The sequence below is a fragment of the Allobosea sp. OAE752 genome, assembly GCF_050433265.1.
GTDB lineage: Bacteria > Pseudomonadota > Alphaproteobacteria > Rhizobiales > Beijerinckiaceae > Allobosea > Allobosea spartocytisi.
The window spans coordinates 62,264-77,712 of the sequence record NZ_JBNPXO010000016.1 but is presented as its reverse complement, the minus strand read 5'-3'; the positions used below and the strand labels follow the sequence as shown (position 1 = coordinate 77,712).

The 15,449-nt window shown below is 64.8% G+C and carries 13 protein-coding genes and 2 pseudogenes; 8 read left to right on the top strand and 7 right to left on the bottom strand.

Annotated features, from left to right (window positions below):
- Nucleotides 1-176: 176 nt before the first annotated feature.
- A pseudogene (locus GGC47_RS26615) lies at nucleotides 177-767 on the top strand (IS30 family transposase); the annotation flags it as partial.
- Between the two features lie 350 nt (nucleotides 768-1,117).
- On the opposite strand, the gene GGC47_RS26610 reads toward GGC47_RS26615, so the two are convergent.
- The 5 genes from GGC47_RS26610 to GGC47_RS26590 form a co-directional block, all read right to left on the bottom strand.
- Entirely contained in the window at nucleotides 1,118-2,788 is a 1,671-nt protein-coding gene (locus GGC47_RS26610; protein ID WP_429069714.1) for an FAD-dependent oxidoreductase, read from the bottom strand.
- A 68-nt stretch (nucleotides 2,789-2,856) separates the two neighbouring features.
- Nucleotides 2,857-3,915: a cupin domain-containing protein gene (locus tag GGC47_RS26605; protein ID WP_429069713.1), complete on the bottom strand. Its 1,059-nt coding sequence runs from the start codon at nucleotides 3,913-3,915 to the stop codon at nucleotides 2,857-2,859.
- A 20-nt stretch (nucleotides 3,916-3,935) separates the two neighbouring features.
- Entirely contained in the window at nucleotides 3,936-4,490 is a 555-nt protein-coding gene (locus tag GGC47_RS26600) for a DsbA family protein (RefSeq protein ID WP_038358245.1), read from the bottom strand.
- Complete coding sequence (locus GGC47_RS26595) at nucleotides 4,487-4,996, bottom strand: peroxiredoxin (protein WP_081925063.1); 510 nt, start codon at nucleotides 4,994-4,996, stop codon at nucleotides 4,487-4,489. Before GGC47_RS26595 ends, GGC47_RS26600 begins: the two co-directional genes overlap by 4 nt.
- Before the next feature lie 37 nt (nucleotides 4,997-5,033).
- The gene (locus GGC47_RS26590; RefSeq protein ID WP_429069712.1) at nucleotides 5,034-5,552 is read right to left on the bottom strand and encodes a Dps family protein; all 519 of its coding nucleotides are present in this window, start codon (nucleotides 5,550-5,552) and stop codon (nucleotides 5,034-5,036) included.
- Nucleotides 5,553-5,933: 381 nt separating this feature from the next.
- Here GGC47_RS26590 and GGC47_RS26585 point away from each other — a divergent pair, with 381 nt between their 5' ends.
- From GGC47_RS26585 to GGC47_RS26570, 4 genes are all read left to right on the top strand, one after another.
- Nucleotides 5,934-7,826, top strand: coding sequence for a sensor histidine kinase (locus tag GGC47_RS26585; protein WP_429069711.1), 1,893 nt, complete (start codon nucleotides 5,934-5,936; stop codon nucleotides 7,824-7,826).
- Complete coding sequence (locus tag GGC47_RS26580; RefSeq protein ID WP_133565367.1) at nucleotides 7,823-8,476, top strand: response regulator transcription factor; 654 nt, start codon at nucleotides 7,823-7,825, stop codon at nucleotides 8,474-8,476. Before GGC47_RS26585 ends, GGC47_RS26580 begins: the two co-directional genes overlap by 4 nt.
- 118 nt (nucleotides 8,477-8,594) lie before the next feature.
- Nucleotides 8,595-8,972 carry a response regulator transcription factor gene (locus tag GGC47_RS26575; RefSeq protein ID WP_429069710.1) on the top strand — a complete coding sequence of 126 codons (378 nt, stop codon included), beginning with the start codon at nucleotides 8,595-8,597 and terminating at the stop codon, nucleotides 8,970-8,972.
- 149 nt (nucleotides 8,973-9,121) lie between these two features.
- Nucleotides 9,122-10,063, top strand: coding sequence for an alpha/beta fold hydrolase (locus GGC47_RS26570; RefSeq protein WP_429069719.1), 942 nt, complete (start codon nucleotides 9,122-9,124; stop codon nucleotides 10,061-10,063).
- A gap of 289 nt (nucleotides 10,064-10,352) precedes the next feature.
- On the opposite strand, the gene poxB is transcribed toward GGC47_RS26570, so the two are convergent.
- Nucleotides 10,353-12,089 carry a ubiquinone-dependent pyruvate dehydrogenase gene (gene poxB, locus GGC47_RS26565; protein ID WP_429069709.1) on the bottom strand — a complete coding sequence of 579 codons (1,737 nt, stop codon included), beginning with the start codon at nucleotides 12,087-12,089 and terminating at the stop codon, nucleotides 10,353-10,355.
- A 66-nt stretch (nucleotides 12,090-12,155) separates the two neighbouring features.
- On the bottom strand, nucleotides 12,156-13,274 hold the full coding sequence (locus tag GGC47_RS26560; RefSeq protein WP_133565370.1) for an FAD binding domain-containing protein: 1,119 nt from the start codon (nucleotides 13,272-13,274) through the stop codon (nucleotides 12,156-12,158).
- Nucleotides 13,275-13,498: 224 nt separating this feature from the next.
- Here GGC47_RS26560 and GGC47_RS26555 point away from each other — a divergent pair, with 224 nt between their 5' ends.
- The 3 genes and pseudogenes from GGC47_RS26555 to GGC47_RS26545 all read left to right on the top strand — a co-directional run.
- Nucleotides 13,499-14,728 carry an MFS transporter gene (locus GGC47_RS26555; RefSeq protein WP_429069708.1) on the top strand — a complete coding sequence of 410 codons (1,230 nt, stop codon included), beginning with the start codon at nucleotides 13,499-13,501 and terminating at the stop codon, nucleotides 14,726-14,728.
- 52 nt (nucleotides 14,729-14,780) lie between these two features.
- The gene (locus tag GGC47_RS26550) at nucleotides 14,781-15,230 is read left to right on the top strand and encodes a hypothetical protein (protein ID WP_429069707.1); all 450 of its coding nucleotides are present in this window, start codon (nucleotides 14,781-14,783) and stop codon (nucleotides 15,228-15,230) included.
- A pseudogene (locus GGC47_RS26545) lies at nucleotides 15,164-15,380 on the top strand (ISNCY family transposase); the annotation flags it as partial. The gene GGC47_RS26550 and the pseudogene GGC47_RS26545, both read left to right, overlap by 67 nt.
- Nucleotides 15,381-15,449: the final 69 nt, after the last annotated feature.

Genomic DNA, 15,449 nt, shown 5'->3' with positions numbered 1-15,449 from the left:
CCAGCTCCGCCGCGCTGCTTGAGGTAAGCCGGAGAACTGGCCTGAGTGACATTTCTAACGAGCACAGAAAGCGACTTGTCTAACGAGCTCTGACACCGACTGTAGGCGGGTGGGTTCAAGTTTGAAGTGCGACTTGCGAATGATCCCAATGGATTATCAGCCGCAGGAACGCAGCGATGCAACGCACCTACTCCCAGATGGACCTGAACGACCGTCGCAAGCTCGCCCGATGGCGCGGCATGGGATTGAGCGTCGATGTCATTGCGGAGAAGCTCGGCCGGCATCGCTCGACGATTTTCCGGGAGCTGCGGCGCAACGCCTTCATTGACAAGGAATGGCCGGAGCTCAACGGCTACCATTGCGTAACGGCGCATGACATGGCCCGCGAGCGGCGCACCAGGCTCAGGAAGCTCGCGCGCTTCTCCCATGTGCGCCAATCGGTCATCGAACGGATTCAGCACGGCTGGTCGCCACAGCAGATCGCGGGCCGGATGCGGCTCGAGCGTCATCCGATCTCGGTCAGCCACGAGACGATCTACAAGTTCGCCTATTCGGCGGACCGTCAGGCCATCAAGCTCTGGCGGCATCTGCCGGAACACCGCGCGCGTCGCCGCCTGCGGCATGCCAGGCGCCGGCATGGGCAGCGCTTCAGCCTGGAGCTGAACATCCTGCGCCGCCCGGACGTCGTCGCCGACCGAAAGCAGTTTGGGCACTGGGAGTGCGATCTCATCCAGTTCCGTCAGAAGTTCGGCAAGGCGAATGTGACATAGCTGGTCGAACGGGTCAGCCGCTTCACCGTTCTCCAGACCCAATCCGATGCATGCGTGCAGCGGCTTCGCTCGATAGAAGCCACCAGACTGCGAAGAGAAGCGTGACCCGCGTGAACGAGCCCCGGCACAGAGGTGCAATCCGAGCTTGACCCAACTGCCCGATTAGAGAAGCGGACATGACGAAAACCGGACATTCGTCGGGCTTTGCTGGCTACCCTTCCTTCACCGCCGGTTTGTCCTGGCCGCCCACCGGAATGCCAATCAGCACGTCAAAGGCACCTAGACCGGCGATAGCAGTCAACCAGGAGTCCCTGGTGGCGGACGCGGCGACCGCGCTAGTACGGGCGCTATCGAACGACATCGGCTAGGTAGCCATGAATCTGGGCCACCACTGCTGCTCCCTCTCCGACGGCGGCGGCGACGCGTTTAGTCGATCCTGCCCTCACGTCGCCGATTGCAAAGACACCAGCCTTGTCGGTTTCCAGCGTTCGCAGGACTTCTCCGGCTATCGCGGTATCACGCGTCAGGCCCGTTCCCGTCTTCACGAAGCCACCATGATCGACGCCGACGCAGTTCGCCAGCCAGTCGGTGTTTGGTTCGGCCCCAATGAACAAGAATAGGTGTCGCAGCGCGCGATGATGTGTGGCTCGAGTCGTGCGGTTACCGAATTTGGCGCCCGTCAGACCAAGCTGTTTGCTTCCCTCGAGAGAAAGCACTTCCGTCTCCGGGTGGATCTCGACATTTGGTAACGCTGCAATCCGATCGATCAGATACCGCGACATTGTCGCTTCGAGATCGCGACGGCGAATCACCAGGTGGAGGCGCTTCACCCTGGGGGCCAAGTATACCACCGCCTGCCCGGCAGAGTTCCCACCGCCGACCAACGCAACCTCTTCACCTTCGCAAAGGCGCGCTTCGACAGGCGAGGCCCAGTAGGAGATGCCATTTCCTTCGAACGTGTCGAGGTTTGCGATGTCCGGCCGGCGATACCTCGCGCCCGCAGCTATCACAACTGTCCTAGCCCGGATGCTAAAGCCGTTCGAGAGGGACAATCGTTTGATCTCGCTGTCGTGGCAATCGAGCTCGGTTACGGCCAGGGGAATAGCGATCTCAGCGCCAAATTTCTGAGCTTGATTATAGGCACGTCCGGCAAGGGCCTGACCTGATATGCCGGTCGGAAAGCCCAGGTAGTTCTCGATCCGTGCCGAGGCGCCAGCTTGGCCCCCAAAGGCGCGCTGATCGAGCACCAGAACGCTCAAGCCCTCCGATGCAGCATAGACGGCCGCGGCCAACCCGGCCGGCCCGGACCCTACGATGGCAGTGTCGTAGATCTTGGTCGGATCGAGCTCGGGCGTCATTCCAAGGCAGACCCCGGCTTCCGCATTGCTGGGGTGCTTCAAGACAGTGCCGATCGGGCAGATCATCAGGGGAAGATCGTCTGAATGCAGCCCCAGCCGCTCTACGATGACGTGCCCGTCGCCGCCGTCTTCCGCGTCGATCGTGGTGTGGGGATAGCCGTTGCGGGACAGGAACCCCTGCAAGCGCACGAGCTCGCTCTCTCCCGTTCGTCCGATCAGCACCGATCCGGCCGAACCCCCTTCGATCAGCCCGACCCGGCGCAGGATCAGCGCGCGCATGACGATTTCGCCGAGATCGGCCGAACCGATGATCAGAGCCCGTAGGTGCGCCGCATCCAGTGGCAGCGCCAGACACCCCTCTGCCCCCGCCTTGCCTGCGGCCAATGAGCCACGCCCCGCAAGCTGGCTGACTTCACCAGTAAACTGTCCGATGCCGTGAACGGTAATGGGATTCTCGCGCCCGAGGCCATCGCGGCGCACGACTTCGATCGCGCCGTCCAGAACCATCCATACCGGTGCATGGTGGTCGCCGACGTTAAAGATCAATTCGTGGGGTTGAAACCGGCGCGCGGGCCCGCTGGCAAACCTCCTGAACGTTGCAATCTGTTCGGCAACGAGCACCGGGAACATCTGGTGGCCGCGTGTCTCGATCAGGCTCATCTCAAATTCCGATCGATCATGTGAGGAATGCAGGCCGGCGTCGACATGTAGGCCGACAAGACTTGCGCTCAGTGTGGGATGGAACCAGACAGTATGAAGCGTGCCCGATGCGGAAGCGTCATCGCAACATCACGAGGCAAACCGAGATTCGTTGCAAGCACGTCAACCGGGTTGGCGGCGAGCCAGGCTGAGAGGTCGTTCGCCTCATAATGCCCATTGTTGAACCCGACGAGGACGCGCAACACCGTCGATCCGGTGTTGCGGATGTAGTGGCCCGCACCCATTGGGACATAACCGATATCGCCAGCCTCGAAGGTTTCGGCAACGACCTGTCCCTCCGCCAGAAAGACCGCCATCTCGGCGTTGCCCTCAAGGTAATACTGCCACTCGTCGGCGTTCGGGTGCCAGTGCAGCTCGCGCATCGCGCCGGGCTCGATCTCCAGGAGCGAGCCAGCCATGCCTTTCGAGATCGGAAATTCGTCCACGGTGACGGTACGCTGCGTGCCGCCGCCCGGCACGCGCCGTGGCTGCTGGGCCAGCAGCGGGTAGCGGTGCGGCGTCGTCAACGCAGGCGTTGCGCGCGGCGCAGCGTCGGTCGAACGGTCGTCGGGCACGGGTCCTTGGGCGAAATAAGCCTCGCCGACCGGGAGCTGTGCGATCTGTTCGCGGCTCAGGCCGAGATTCTGCGCCAGCACCTCCGGCGACGTTCGGGAAAGCCAGTCGGTGACGCTGAAGGTATGATCCTCGGAGAAGTCGCCATTGTCGAAGATCAGAATGAAATGGCACTCGCCGGGACCGAGCCCCTGGATGGAGTGGCCCCAGCCGCGTGGAAAATACCAGACGTCGCCGGGGCCGAACGTATCGGTCGCTGACGAGCCGTCCGGATGCAGCACCGTGGTGCGGCACTCGCCCGCGACGACATAGGCCCACTCGGCAGCATTGGCATGCCAGTGCAGTTCGCGCATCGAACCTGGTGCGAGCCTCATCGAAACGCCTGCGATGCCGACGCTGGCCGGGAACTGCTTCACGGAGGCGCCGCGCGTGATGCCGCCTGAGCCGGTGCGGGGCGTGGCCTGTTCGAGCCGGTAGCGGAAGGACATCGTGGAATCGGTCATGGTCGTCTCCATTGGCCGGGTGGCAAGGGGGCTCAGCGATGCGTTGCGGCGCGCGGGCGGATGGCGTCCCGGGCGGCTTGCTTCAAGGCGGAAACGAGGCTGTCGATATCGCGCTCGCCATCGTACCGAAGCCCGTTGATGAACAGGCTCGGCGTCCCGTTCACGCCGCTGCGAATGCCGCCCGTGAAATCCTCCTTGATCTTCCGGTCGAAGCGGCCATCGAGGCCTTGCCTGACGACGTCGGTAGCGAGACCGAGGCGAAGGCCATAGGCGTAGAGGTCGGCGTCTCGCAGTGCGGTCTGGTTCTCGTAGAGCATGTCATGTGCCTGCCAGAACTTGCCGAGCTCGGCGGCCGTCTCCGCGAACTCCGCTGCGCGCACCGCATGGGGATGCATTTCGGCGAGCGGGAAGTTGCGGAAGACGAAGCGCAACTGGTCGCCCATGGCGCGCTGCACCGCCTTGAGAACAGGATAGGCCTCGCCGCAATAGGGGCATTCATAGTCGCCATATTCGACGAGGGTCACAGCGGCCTGCGCCTGGCCCTGGACATGGTCCTGGCTGCCGACGGGGATCGCGAGACGGGTCATGACGTAGCTCCTTCGGAGGGCGCCGAGGCGCCGAGATTATCGAGTGCCTCGAGAATGCCGTCGGCGCCGGGGTTGATGCCGAGCGGCGAGACGAAGCTCCAGCGGATGATGCCCGCCCCGTCGATGACGAAGAGGGCGCGCTCGCTGATGCCCTCCTTGTCGCGGTAGACGCCGAAGCTGCGCGCGACCGCGCCCTTGGGCTCGAAATCGGAGAGCAGCGGGAAGTGCAGCTTGCGCTCGCCGGCAAAGGCGGCGTGACACCAGACGCCGTCCACCGAGATGCCGACGAGTTGCGCGCCGGCCTTGTGGAATTCGGGCAGGATCTCGTTGTAGAGCGCCATCTGGTCGCCGCAGACCGGACTCCAGTCCGCGGGATAGAAGGCGAGGATCACCGGCTTGCCGCGCAGGTCATCGAGCGAAACCGTCTGGTCAGGCGTCGCCGGTAGCGTGAAGGCCGGGGCAGTCTGGCCCGCAGGCAGGGCCGTCGGCGAATGCGTTTCGGACATGGTCATTCTCCTCCGATCGGAACGTGTTTGAGCGCGCTCAGCGCTCTTGCCGTGTCGTTTCGTAGAGAAACCAGCTCCGCCGCTCGGCATCATCGATCCAGACCTCGATCAGGCTGGTCGAGGCGACGTCGTTATGGGCCTCGCAGACACCGTGAGCCGCGCGCAGGAAGCCGGTCAGGCTGCGGTTGTCGTCGGCAAGCTCCGCCAGCATGTCCTGGGGGGTGACATAGTCCGCGTCATTGTCGAGCAGGCGCTGGATCCGGCCGATATGGCCGATCGAGCGGAGCGTCGAGCCGCCGACCTTGCGGACGCGCTCGGCCAGCCCATCGGTGGTCGCGAAGATCTGATCGCCCTGTTCGTCGAGCATCAGGTGATAGTCCCGGAAATGCGGGCCGGACATGTGCCAGTGGAAGTTCTTGGTCTTGAGATACAGGGCGAACATGTCGGCGAGGACGCCGGTCAGCGCGGCTGCGATGTCGGTCGTGGCGTTCGCGCCGAGATCGGTCGGGGTGCGCAAGGCGGCGTCGCGCTTGGCATGGATGGACAGGTCGTTCATGGCAGCTCTCCGGGGTGGCTTCGAGGAGCCCGTCTCCCCGATGTCCCGACCCTAGGTCGCGGCCGCCGCCGCCTGAATCGGACGAAGGCATGTCGAGCTCATACCTAGGTTTGTGTGCGCCAGCGAAGGCCGCGCCCGGCCGACCTAAACCCCTGTATGATTTCATCGCCGGCCGCTTTTGCGAAAGTGATGCCGCGGATCGAAGCATCCACACCGATCGCGGGGGACGAGGCAGATGAGCTATGCTAGCGCGTTGTCAGCTCTCGCGACCGGAATCGGCTGCCCCTCATGTCCTCCCGCTTCTCCGCCGCTCGGCACAGCGCCTCTCGATCCGCCCCGCCGGACACCGCTCTCCCCCGGCGCTCCTTCTTCTCTGCGGCCATGAACACGACGGCACTTCGCATCGCCGCGGGTCTGCTCGCGCTCTGCATCTTCCTGTTCGATACGCTCTCGCCGCTGGAGGGCGCGGTGGCTGTGCTCTACGTTCTGGTGGTCTTGCTGGCAGCGGGCACCGAACGGCGGGGCGACATCCTCGTGGCGGCGGTGACAAGCCTGAGCCTGACCGTCGTGGCTTATGTCGATACACATGGCCCGAGCCTGGCCGGCGCTCCCACTTTGCGCGCGCTGGTCAGCGTGGCGGCGATCACGATCGCGACATTGCTCTCCCTGAAGAACCAGGCGGCCACGGCGACGCTTGCGGCCCAAGCCCGGCTGCTCAACCTGTCGCACGACATGATCTTCGTGCGAGACACTTTCGGACAGATCACGTTCTGGAATCGCGCCTCGGAAGAGACCTATGGCTGGTCTGCCGCCGAGGCGACGGGCCGGATCGCCGACGAGTTGCTGGAGACGCGATATGCGCTGCCGCGCGACGCGGCCGACCGCGTGCTTCACGACACGGGACGATGGGAGGGCACGCTGGAGCACCGGACCAAGGCCGGCGCGCGGATTACCGTGGAAAGTCGCTGGGCCCTCCAACACGATGCCAGGGGACGCATCGTCGGCGTGTTCGAGACGAATAGGGATGTCACCGAACGCGAGGCTGCCCACGCGGCGCTGGTTCAGAGCGAAAGACGCTACCGGCGCATGTTCGACGCGACCCGGGTCGGCGTCGTCCAGGAGGACTGGAGCGCGGCGCGCCGCGAACTTGCCGCACTCGATCTCGCGAATGGGGAGACACTGGCGGCTCATCTGGCCGCGCATCCGGAGTTTGTCGCGCGCCTGCGCAAGGTGACGAAGATTGTCGACGTCAACCCAGCCTTCCTCTCCATGATCGGAGCGGGATGTCCTTCTGATCTCCACCAGACGGTCGACGATGTGCTGAGCGACAGCGATCCGACCTTCGGGCCGGCGCTGGCGGCTTTCGCTCGTGGCGAGAGCTTCCATGAAGGCGAGACGGAGATCGTCAGGACCGATGGCAGCCGCGTGCCGGTCATCTTCGCCATTACCTTTCCGACAGTCGATGACGGCGACGGCAATGTTCTTGTCTTCGTCGTTGACATCACCGAACGCCGGCAGGCGCAGGATGCGGTGCTGCAAGCACAGGCGGAACTCGCCCATGCCGCCCGCGTGGCGACATTGGGTGAGCTCACCGCGTCGATCGCCCATGAAGTCAATCAGCCATTGATGGCAGTCGTGACCAACGGCGAGGCGGCGCTGCGCTGGCTACGCCGCGACAAGCCTGACCTGCAGGAGGTCGACAGCGCCATCGGGCGCGTCGTTTCCGAAGGGCGGCGCGCCAGCGAGATCGTGAAGCGGATTCGCGCCTTCCTGACCAAGGCACCGACCCGCTCGAATGCGCTGGATGTCGCGGCGCTGATCGAGGAGGCCGCGCAGCTCGTGCAGCGGGAACTCGCGCGCGCCGAGGTCGAATTGCGCATCGAAGCCGCTGCGGACCTGCCGCCTGTCATCGGCGACCGGATCCAGCTCCAGCAAGTCCTGGTCAACTTGATGGTCAACGCCGGCCAGGCGATGACTGAACATGATGGCCGGCGCCTGCTGACGATCACCGCCGGTCAGGCAGACTGCCAAGTGGAAGGCAGTCGTGTCGAGATCGCTCTACGCGACACCGGTCCCGGCATCTCGCCCCAGCACCTGGAGCGCCTGTTCGATCCCTTCTTCACGACCAAGCCGGAGGGGATGGGCATGGGTCTTGCGATCTGCCGAACGACCGCTGAAGCTCACGGCGGAAAGCTTTCGGTCGAGAACCCTCCAGAGGGCGGAGCGACATTCCGCCTGACTCTTCCTATTTCCCACCATGGTACCGCGGTATGATCAGGCAGTCGTCCGTAAAGCCGGCCCCGGCTTCACCGAGCCCGCCACTCGTCGTGATCGTGGACGACGATCCGGCGGTGCGTGAATCCCTCGACAGTTTGATCCGGTCTGTTGGGCTGGCGACGCGCCTCTTCGGCGCGCCGGCGGAGCTGTTGCAGGGCGCTTTGCCCGACGTGCCAGGCTGCATCATCCTCGACGTGCGCCTGCCTGGCATTAGCGGCCTCGATTTTCAGGACCAGCTCGCCCGGCAGGGGATAGCGCTGCCGATCGTTTTCATGACCGGACATGGCGACATACCGATGACCGTGCGGGCGATGAAGGCTGGTGCGGTCGATTTCCTGTCGAAGCCTTTCCGCGATCAGGAAATGCTCGACGCGGTGACGTCTGCGATTGAGCGCGACCGGCAGCGCCGCAGCGCGACCGCGGCGCTGGACGATCAGCGTTCAGCCTATGCCACGCTGACAGCCAGGGAGCGCGAGGTGATGACGCATGTCGTTGCCGGTCTGATGAACAAGCAGGTCGCCGGCGTGCTCGGCCTCAGCGAGATCACGGTGAAGATCCATCGAGGCAACGTCATGCGGAAGATGGGTGTGCGCACGTTGGCCGACCTGGTCCGAACGGCCGAGGCCCTGGGGGTTCACAAGCCGTGAACATGCGGGGTGCAAACCTGCGTATGATGGCCGCACGACGCGTGATCCTTCATAACGAGGTCAGGCCGCGCACCGGAGTCCCCCTTTTGTGCGACCATCGGCACAAAGAAGCGTGGACATGCATCACATACCGACAGTCGCGATCGTCGATGACGACGACGGCGTTCGCAATTCGCTGGCCAGCCTGATCCGCTCGCTGGGCTACGAAGCCCGCAGCTATGGCTCGGCGCCGGAATTCCTCGCAGATTGCGGGACGGGCGATCCCGATTGCATGATTTCCGATATCCAGATGCCCGAGATGACGGGAGACCAGCTCCAGGCCGAACTGATCGCGACCGGACGGAGCTTCCCGATGATCTTCATGACGGCTTTTCCGACAGCCGCTACGCGCGAGCGCGTCATGGCCGCCGGCGCTTGCGCCTTCCTCGACAAGCCAGCCGAACCCGACACAATTGCGCATCATCTTGCCGCGGCGCTGGCGCATCGCCGCGGCTGAGCTGCACACCCCACACCTTCGTATGAGGCGCTGATCCAAGCGTAGGATTCCGACCCCGGCTGCCCCCGCCTAACCTGTCTTCGTCAGCTACCCAATGCGGAGACAAGGCTATGTCCGACGTCAGTTTCATCGTCACCCGGCGGGCCGCGATGGCCGGCATGGCCGCCGCTTCTGCAGCGAGCCTGATCCCTGCGGCAGCATCCGCACAACCGTCACAACCCCTTCGAAACACGACAGGAGCCACGACCATGAGCAGCGGTTACGTGAAGACCAAGGACGGCGTCGAGATCTTCTACAAGGACTGGGGGCCCAAAAGCGCCCAGCCGATCATGTTCCATCACGGCTGGCCGCTGTCCTCAGACGACTGGGACGCGCAGATGCTGTTCTTCCTCGCGAACGGCTACCGCGTCGTGGCCCATGACCGTCGCGGCCATGGCCGCTCTTCGCAGGCCGATACCGGCAACGACATGGATCACTACGCCGCTGACGCCTTCGCCGTGGTCGAGCATCTCGACCTCAAGAACGCCGTCCATATCGGCCACTCCACCGGCGGGGGCGAGGTCGCCCGCTATGTCGCGAAGTTCGGCCAGCCCCATGGCCGCGTCGCCAAGGCGGTGCTGGTCAGCGCCGTGCCGCCGCTGATGCTGAAGACCGCTAGCAATCCGGGTGGAACGCCGATCGAGGTCTTCGATGGCTTCCGCAAGGCGCTCGCCGCCAACCGCGCGCAGTTCTATCTCGATGTCGCCTCCGGCCCTTTCTACGGCTTCAACCGCGAGGGGGCGAAGATTTCGCAAGGGGTGATCCAGAACTGGTGGCGGCAGGGCATGATCGGCGGAGCGCTGGCCCATTACGAGGGAATCAAGGCCTTCTCCGAAACCGACCAGACCGAGGACCTGAAGGCGATCACCGTGCCGACGCTGGCGATGCAGGGCGATGACGACCAGATCGTACCCTACAAGGATGCGGCGCTTCTGCAGGCCAAGCTCCTGAAGCACGGCACGCTGAAGATCTACGAGGGTTTCCCGCACGGCATGCTGACCACCCATGCCGAGGTGATCAATCCGGACCTTCTGGCCTTCGTGAAGGGCTGACACCCAACCCACGCGCGACAATGACCAAGGGAGGGCGGATCATCTCCGCCCTCCCTTTCGTTTGGCCGCAGCTGGTGGCGCTGCCGCATCATCCCTGCTGGAAAGTCCGACCCTGCTTAGGGCCGCCGTTCCTGGCTCATAACCTCAATGCTGCTCTTTTGACGCGCCGCCATGCATATCCGCGACAGCAGCAGGGGCGTCAGTTCCATGGCGCGATTCCGGCAATAGCGAGAGGGCGCCGGGACCGTTGAGGCCGCAGCTGGCGGATATCTCGATTGGTTCGGTCAGTTCAGCGCGGCAGCAGGTTCTGCTTGGCGAGGTCGAGCACCTCGTCGCCGCGCCCGCTCATCACGGCCCGCAGCATCCACAGGCCGAAGCCCTTGGCCTGCTCCACACCGATGGTCGGCGGCATGGAGAGTTCCTGCGTCGCGGTCACCACGTCGAGCACGGCTGGCCCGTTATGGCCAAGCACGTCTGCGACCGCGCTCGGAAGATCGCCGGGATCCTCGACCCTGACGCCATGAATGCCCATGGCACGCGCCATCGCTGCGAAATCGGGATTCTCAAGATCGGTTCCGAGTTCCACGAAGCCCGCAGCCTTCATTTCAAGCGCGACGAAGCCGAGCACGCCATTGTTGAAAATGACGATCTTCACCGGCAGCTTCTGCTGCTTGAGCGTGATCAGATCGCCCATCAGCATGGTGAAGCCGCCATCGCCTGACAGCGAGATCACCTGCCTCCCGGGCTGCGCAGCCTGGATGCCGATGGCTTGCGGCATGGCGTTGGCCATCGAGCCATGCACCAGCGAGCCCACCAGCCGCCGCTTGCCGTTCATCTTGAGATAGCGTGCCGCCCAGATCGTCGGCGTGCCGACATCGAAGGTGAAGGCCGCATCCTCCGCGGCAACGTCGCTAACCACCTTCGCCAGATATTGCGGGTGGATTGGCCTGCGGCCTGGCGTGCCGCGCGCCAGCGCGTCGAGCCCTTCCCGAGAGTGCCGGTAGCGGTCGAGGCTGTCGTCGAGATGCGTCTGGTCCCGCTTCACCGACAGGCGCGGCAGCAGGGCGTCGATCGTCGCGCTGACATCGCCGACGATGCCGAGATCGAGCTTGCAGCGGCGGCCGAGCTGAGATGCGCGGATGTCGACCTGGGCGATCGTGATGCCGCTCGGGAGGAACTGCTTGTAGGGAAAATCGGTGCCCAGCATCAGCAGCAGATCGCACGCGTGCATCGCCTCATAGCCCGAAGCGAAGCCGATGAAGCCGGTCATGCCGACATCATAGGGGTTGTCGTATTCGACATGCTCCTTGCCGCCGAGCGCGTGGACGATCGGGCTCTTCAGCATCTCGGCGAGTTTCATGAGCTGGGGATGCGCACCGGCACAGCCACGGCCGCAGAACAGCGTCACGCGTTGCGCTCCGTTGAGCAGGGCAGCGAGGGCCTCGACTTGCGCCTCGGCAGGCGTGACGACGGGCATCGGCGGCAACAACCCTGCGGCCGGCGCGACTTCACGCGCCGGCGCCGGCTTCAGCGCCACGTCGCCGGGGATCACGATGACCGCGACACCGCGCTCTCCGACGGCGGCGCGGATCGCATTCTCCAGTACATAAGGCATCTGGCTGGGGTCGGAGACCATCTCGCAATAGACGCTGCATTCGCGAAACAAGTTCTGCGGATGCGTTTCCTGGAAATAGCCACCGCCGATCTCAGCCGACGGAATCTGCGCGGCGATGGCCAGCATGGGCGTGCGGCTGCGCTGGGCGTCGTAGAGGCCGTTGATGAGGTGCAGGTTGCCCGGGCCGCAGGAACCGGCGCAGACGGCGAGATTCCCCGTGATCTGGGATTCTCCGGCAGCAGCGAATGCTGCGACCTCTTCATGCCGGACATGCACCCAGTCGATCTTGCCGGTCTGGCGCAGCGCCTCGGTCAGCCCGTTCAGGCTGTCGCCGACCACGCCGTAGATGCGCTCGACTCCCGCACGGTCCAGGGTTTCGACGATCAGATCGGCAACATTGCGTTTCGACATGTGCTTGGCCTCTCTCGCTGTCTTCGAAGGATTTCGGTGTCACATGGCCGGCATGTCCGCCGGAGCTTACAGCGCGGTCGCACCAAGGCGTCGGCCCAGGGCTGCAATCTCGCGACCGACCGGTAGGCGCTCGCCTTGGTAGCGCGCGAGAGCCGTTTCCAGATCGGCCTCCGCGGCCAGATGCTTGCGCAATGACATCACGTCGCCGGCCGCCTTGCCGACCCCCATGGCCGTGTGCGGCCTCACCACGAAGGCCGCATCGCCGATCAGAGCGATACGCCCTCCCACCATGGCGGGCGTCTCATAGTCGTAGATCCCCTGGATCGAGGGCGTCTCCTCCGCCGCGACGGCAAGCGAGAAGGGCGGCGGCAGGTGGATGCGGGCATCATGGCGCAGCGCGTCGCGCCGCTCCGATGACAGCCCGCCGCGCGGCAGCGAGACCGGATGGCTACGGCCGTCGCGATCGGTGAAGAGCGCCCGCAGATCATGCTCCACTACCCGGCGGTACCAGACCCAGTTATAGCGCCGCTTGCCTGGCGCGGTCTCGCCGTTCGGGCCAGGTACGAGGTAGCCCAGCGCGTGGTCGCCCGGCGCGAGATAGAAGGCGAAGCGGTCCAATAGCAGCGAAGCCCTCGCAGGCAGCGCCGTCTCCGGGATCAATCCGCGCCAGGCGACATAGCCGGCATAGCGGTTTGCCGCATGATCGGGAGAGAGTGCCTGGCGCACGACCGAGCCGATGCCGTCGGCGCCGATCACCATATCGGCCTCGTCGCGCGAGCCGTCGGCGAAGCTTAGCATAGCAGGGCCGTCGCCCTCAGCTTCGACCCGCACGAGCTGGCTGCCGAGCCGGTAATCGGCCGGCGCGATGCGTGCTGCGACCTGCTCGTAGAGCACGTCCCACGAGAGCTGGGTCTGCGCTTCCCTGATCGTCTGCACGATCTCTCCTGCCTGATCGAGGAAGATGCGCTCCTGCGCGACCACGCCGATATCGGCGAGGTGCTCGATGCCGATCGCCCGCAGGATCTGGAAAACCTCTCGTTGAGGAACTAGGCCGGCGCCGCGACCCGCGAGGCCTTGGCGGGAACGCTCATGGACCCTGACATCATGACCGTCGCGCTTCAGCAGGACGCCGGCGAACAGGCCTGCGAGAGATCCGCCGATGATGCTAATGCGAAGTGGTTTCATGGCGCGCCTCTCGCGGATGCCGGAGGACCCTGAGCGTTTCCGCCACCGGGCCTGTTCCCTTCATTGAGACAACGCGGCGGCCCGATCCGGCAATCATACGCAGGTGTGTGCCGGACATCCGCAAGCGCTACAGAATGCGCGAGTGCCAGCGCGTAGCTTCGAAGCCATCAGAGCCGGATCGACCGCTAACCCGGTCGCGCCGGCCCGCTAGCGGAGCACAGACTATGGACAAGCCCGTCAAGCCGGATGCAAGCCCGCCGCGCAGCGGCAGCATGTTTATTTATGCGATGTCAGCCGCAGCCGGCATCGCAGTCGCCAACATCTATTACAACCAGCCGATGCTCGGCCTGATCGAGGCGGAACTGCCCGGCTCGCTGTCCGGGCTGATTCCAACGGCGACTCAGCTCGGATACGCCGCAGGGCTGTTCCTGTTGGTGCCGCTCGGCGACATCGTCGAACGCAAGCGTCTCATCGTCATCCAGTTCGGGGTGCTGGCGGTGGCGCTTATTCTGGCAGCTGTGGCGCCGGGCGCTGCCCTGCTGGTGCTCGCCTCGCTCCTCGTCGGACTCGCAGCGACGGTCGCCCAGCAGATCGTGCCGCTGGCCGCCCATCTCTCGGCGCCGGAGCGGCGCGGCGCCACGGTCGGCAAGATCCTCGCGGGAATCCTGACCGGCATCCTGCTCAGCCGCACGCTGGCCGGCTTCGTCGCAACGCATGGCGGCTGGCGCGAGATGTTCTGGCTCGGCGTGCCGATGGCGCTGGGAGCCGGGGCCCTGATGTTGCTGACGCTCCCGCACAGCAGGCCGGATTCCCAGCTCGACTATGGCCGCCTGCTGCATTCGATGCTGCATCTGTGGCGCGAATTCCCGGCCCTGCGACTGGCGGCGCTGACGCAGGCTCTGCTCTTTGCGGCCTTCACGGCCTTCTGGACCGTCCTTGCGTTCCGCCTGCAGGCGCCACCCTTCAGCCTCGGCGCCGATGTAGCAGGACTTTTCGGCATCGTCGGCGCGGTCGGAATCCTCACGGCGCCGCTCGCCGGCCGCGTGGCGGACTCCAAGGGGGCTGCTCCCGTGGTTGCGCTCGGCGCCGTCGTGACCTTGTCGTCATGGCTTGTGTTCGGGTTCTGGACCTCTCTCGCAGGGCTCGTTCTTGGCGTCGTGCTGCTCGATTTCGGCATGCAGTCGGCGCTGGTCTCCAACCAGCACATCGTCTTTGCGCCGCGGCCGGAAGCGCGAGCTCGCCTGAATACCATCCTGATGGGCGCGATGTTCCTCGGTGGCGCCTTCGGTTCGGCGACCGGGACCTATGCCTGGCAGGCTGCCGGCTGGCCTGGCGTTGTCGCGCTCGGGTTCGCCTTCGGCGCTGCCGCCGTGGCGCTGCAGGTAGCAAGCCATCTCAGCGAGCGCCGGCGGCATCGCGCGATCGCCCCTTCTCCGAGCACAACGAGCCGCTGACCAACGGCGCCCTCGTCCTTCAAAGCGGGAAGGAACGACCATGACATCTGCCGTGAACGAGACCGACAGCGTAGCGCCCATTGAGCAAGATGACAGCCCGGCGTCCTGGCGCTATCGCGGCCTCGCGGCCCTGGCCCATCCGCTGTTCCATGCGGGAATTGTGATCGCGATCGTCGCGGTTGGGCAATCGCGGCGCATTGGGACCGCTGGACCGGGTCGGCGCGCTATCAAGCCACCGACAACGCCTTCATCGCCGGCGACGCCACGCCGCTCTCTGCCCAAGTCACGGGATTGGGTCAGGTCGGTTGCGGTCGATGATTATCAGCTCGTGCGAGCGGGAGACTTGATCGCCGAGATCGAGCCCGCTGACTATGGCATGGGCTGGGTCGAGATGAGTGAGAGAGAACTGCGCCGCGCTGAGGTGCTGGCATCGGTTATGTCACTCAGCAACTCGCCCTGTCGTACGACAACACGCGGATTATTCTGGACGAGACGCCGCTGACGGCTGGGCTGATCGGAAAATACGTCGAGACCTACGAGTTTCCTGATCGACGGCTCGAGGTCCGCTGGAAAGGCGTCGCTCTGCCTCATCGCGTCTTCGACAAAAAGCAGCGCGTGACACACAGCGATCGTCCAGAACAAGCGGCTTGGGGGCAGCAGCTGATTCAATAAACGGCTTGGCTGCAACGCGCGATCAGTCGAGGAACCAGCCCTGACGGAC

Bases quoted from the DNA above. Each gene is read 5' to 3' on its own strand.
- GGC47_RS26600 (WP_038358245.1), bottom strand. From the start codon at position 4,490: ATGACCCGTCTCGCGATCCCCGTCGGCAGCCAGGACCATGTCCAGGGC.
- GGC47_RS26590 (WP_429069712.1), bottom strand. From the start codon at position 5,552: ATGAACGACCTGTCCATCCATGCCAAGCGCGACGCCGCCTTGCGCACC.
- GGC47_RS26560 (WP_133565370.1), bottom strand. From the start codon at position 13,274: ATGAAACCACTTCGCATTAGCATCATCGGCGGATCTCTCGCAGGCCTG.
- GGC47_RS26575 (WP_429069710.1), top strand. From the start codon at position 8,595: ATGCATCACATACCGACAGTCGCGATCGTCGATGACGACGACGGCGTT.
- poxB (WP_429069709.1), bottom strand. From the start codon at position 12,089: ATGTCGAAACGCAATGTTGCCGATCTGATCGTCGAAACCCTGGACCGT.
- GGC47_RS26555 (WP_429069708.1), top strand. From the start codon at position 13,499: ATGGACAAGCCCGTCAAGCCGGATGCAAGCCCGCCGCGCAGCGGCAGC.
- GGC47_RS26595 (WP_081925063.1), bottom strand. From the start codon at position 4,996: ATGTCCGAAACGCATTCGCCGACGGCCCTGCCTGCGGGCCAGACTGCC.
- GGC47_RS26610 (WP_429069714.1), bottom strand. From the start codon at position 2,788: ATGAGCCTGATCGAGACACGCGGCCACCAGATGTTCCCGGTGCTCGTT.
- GGC47_RS26570 (WP_429069719.1), top strand. From the start codon at position 9,122: ATGGCCGGCATGGCCGCCGCTTCTGCAGCGAGCCTGATCCCTGCGGCA.
- GGC47_RS26585 (WP_429069711.1), top strand. From the start codon at position 5,934: ATGAACACGACGGCACTTCGCATCGCCGCGGGTCTGCTCGCGCTCTGC.
- GGC47_RS26580 (WP_133565367.1), top strand. From the start codon at position 7,823: ATGATCAGGCAGTCGTCCGTAAAGCCGGCCCCGGCTTCACCGAGCCCG.
- GGC47_RS26605 (WP_429069713.1), bottom strand. From the start codon at position 3,915: ATGGAGACGACCATGACCGATTCCACGATGTCCTTCCGCTACCGGCTC.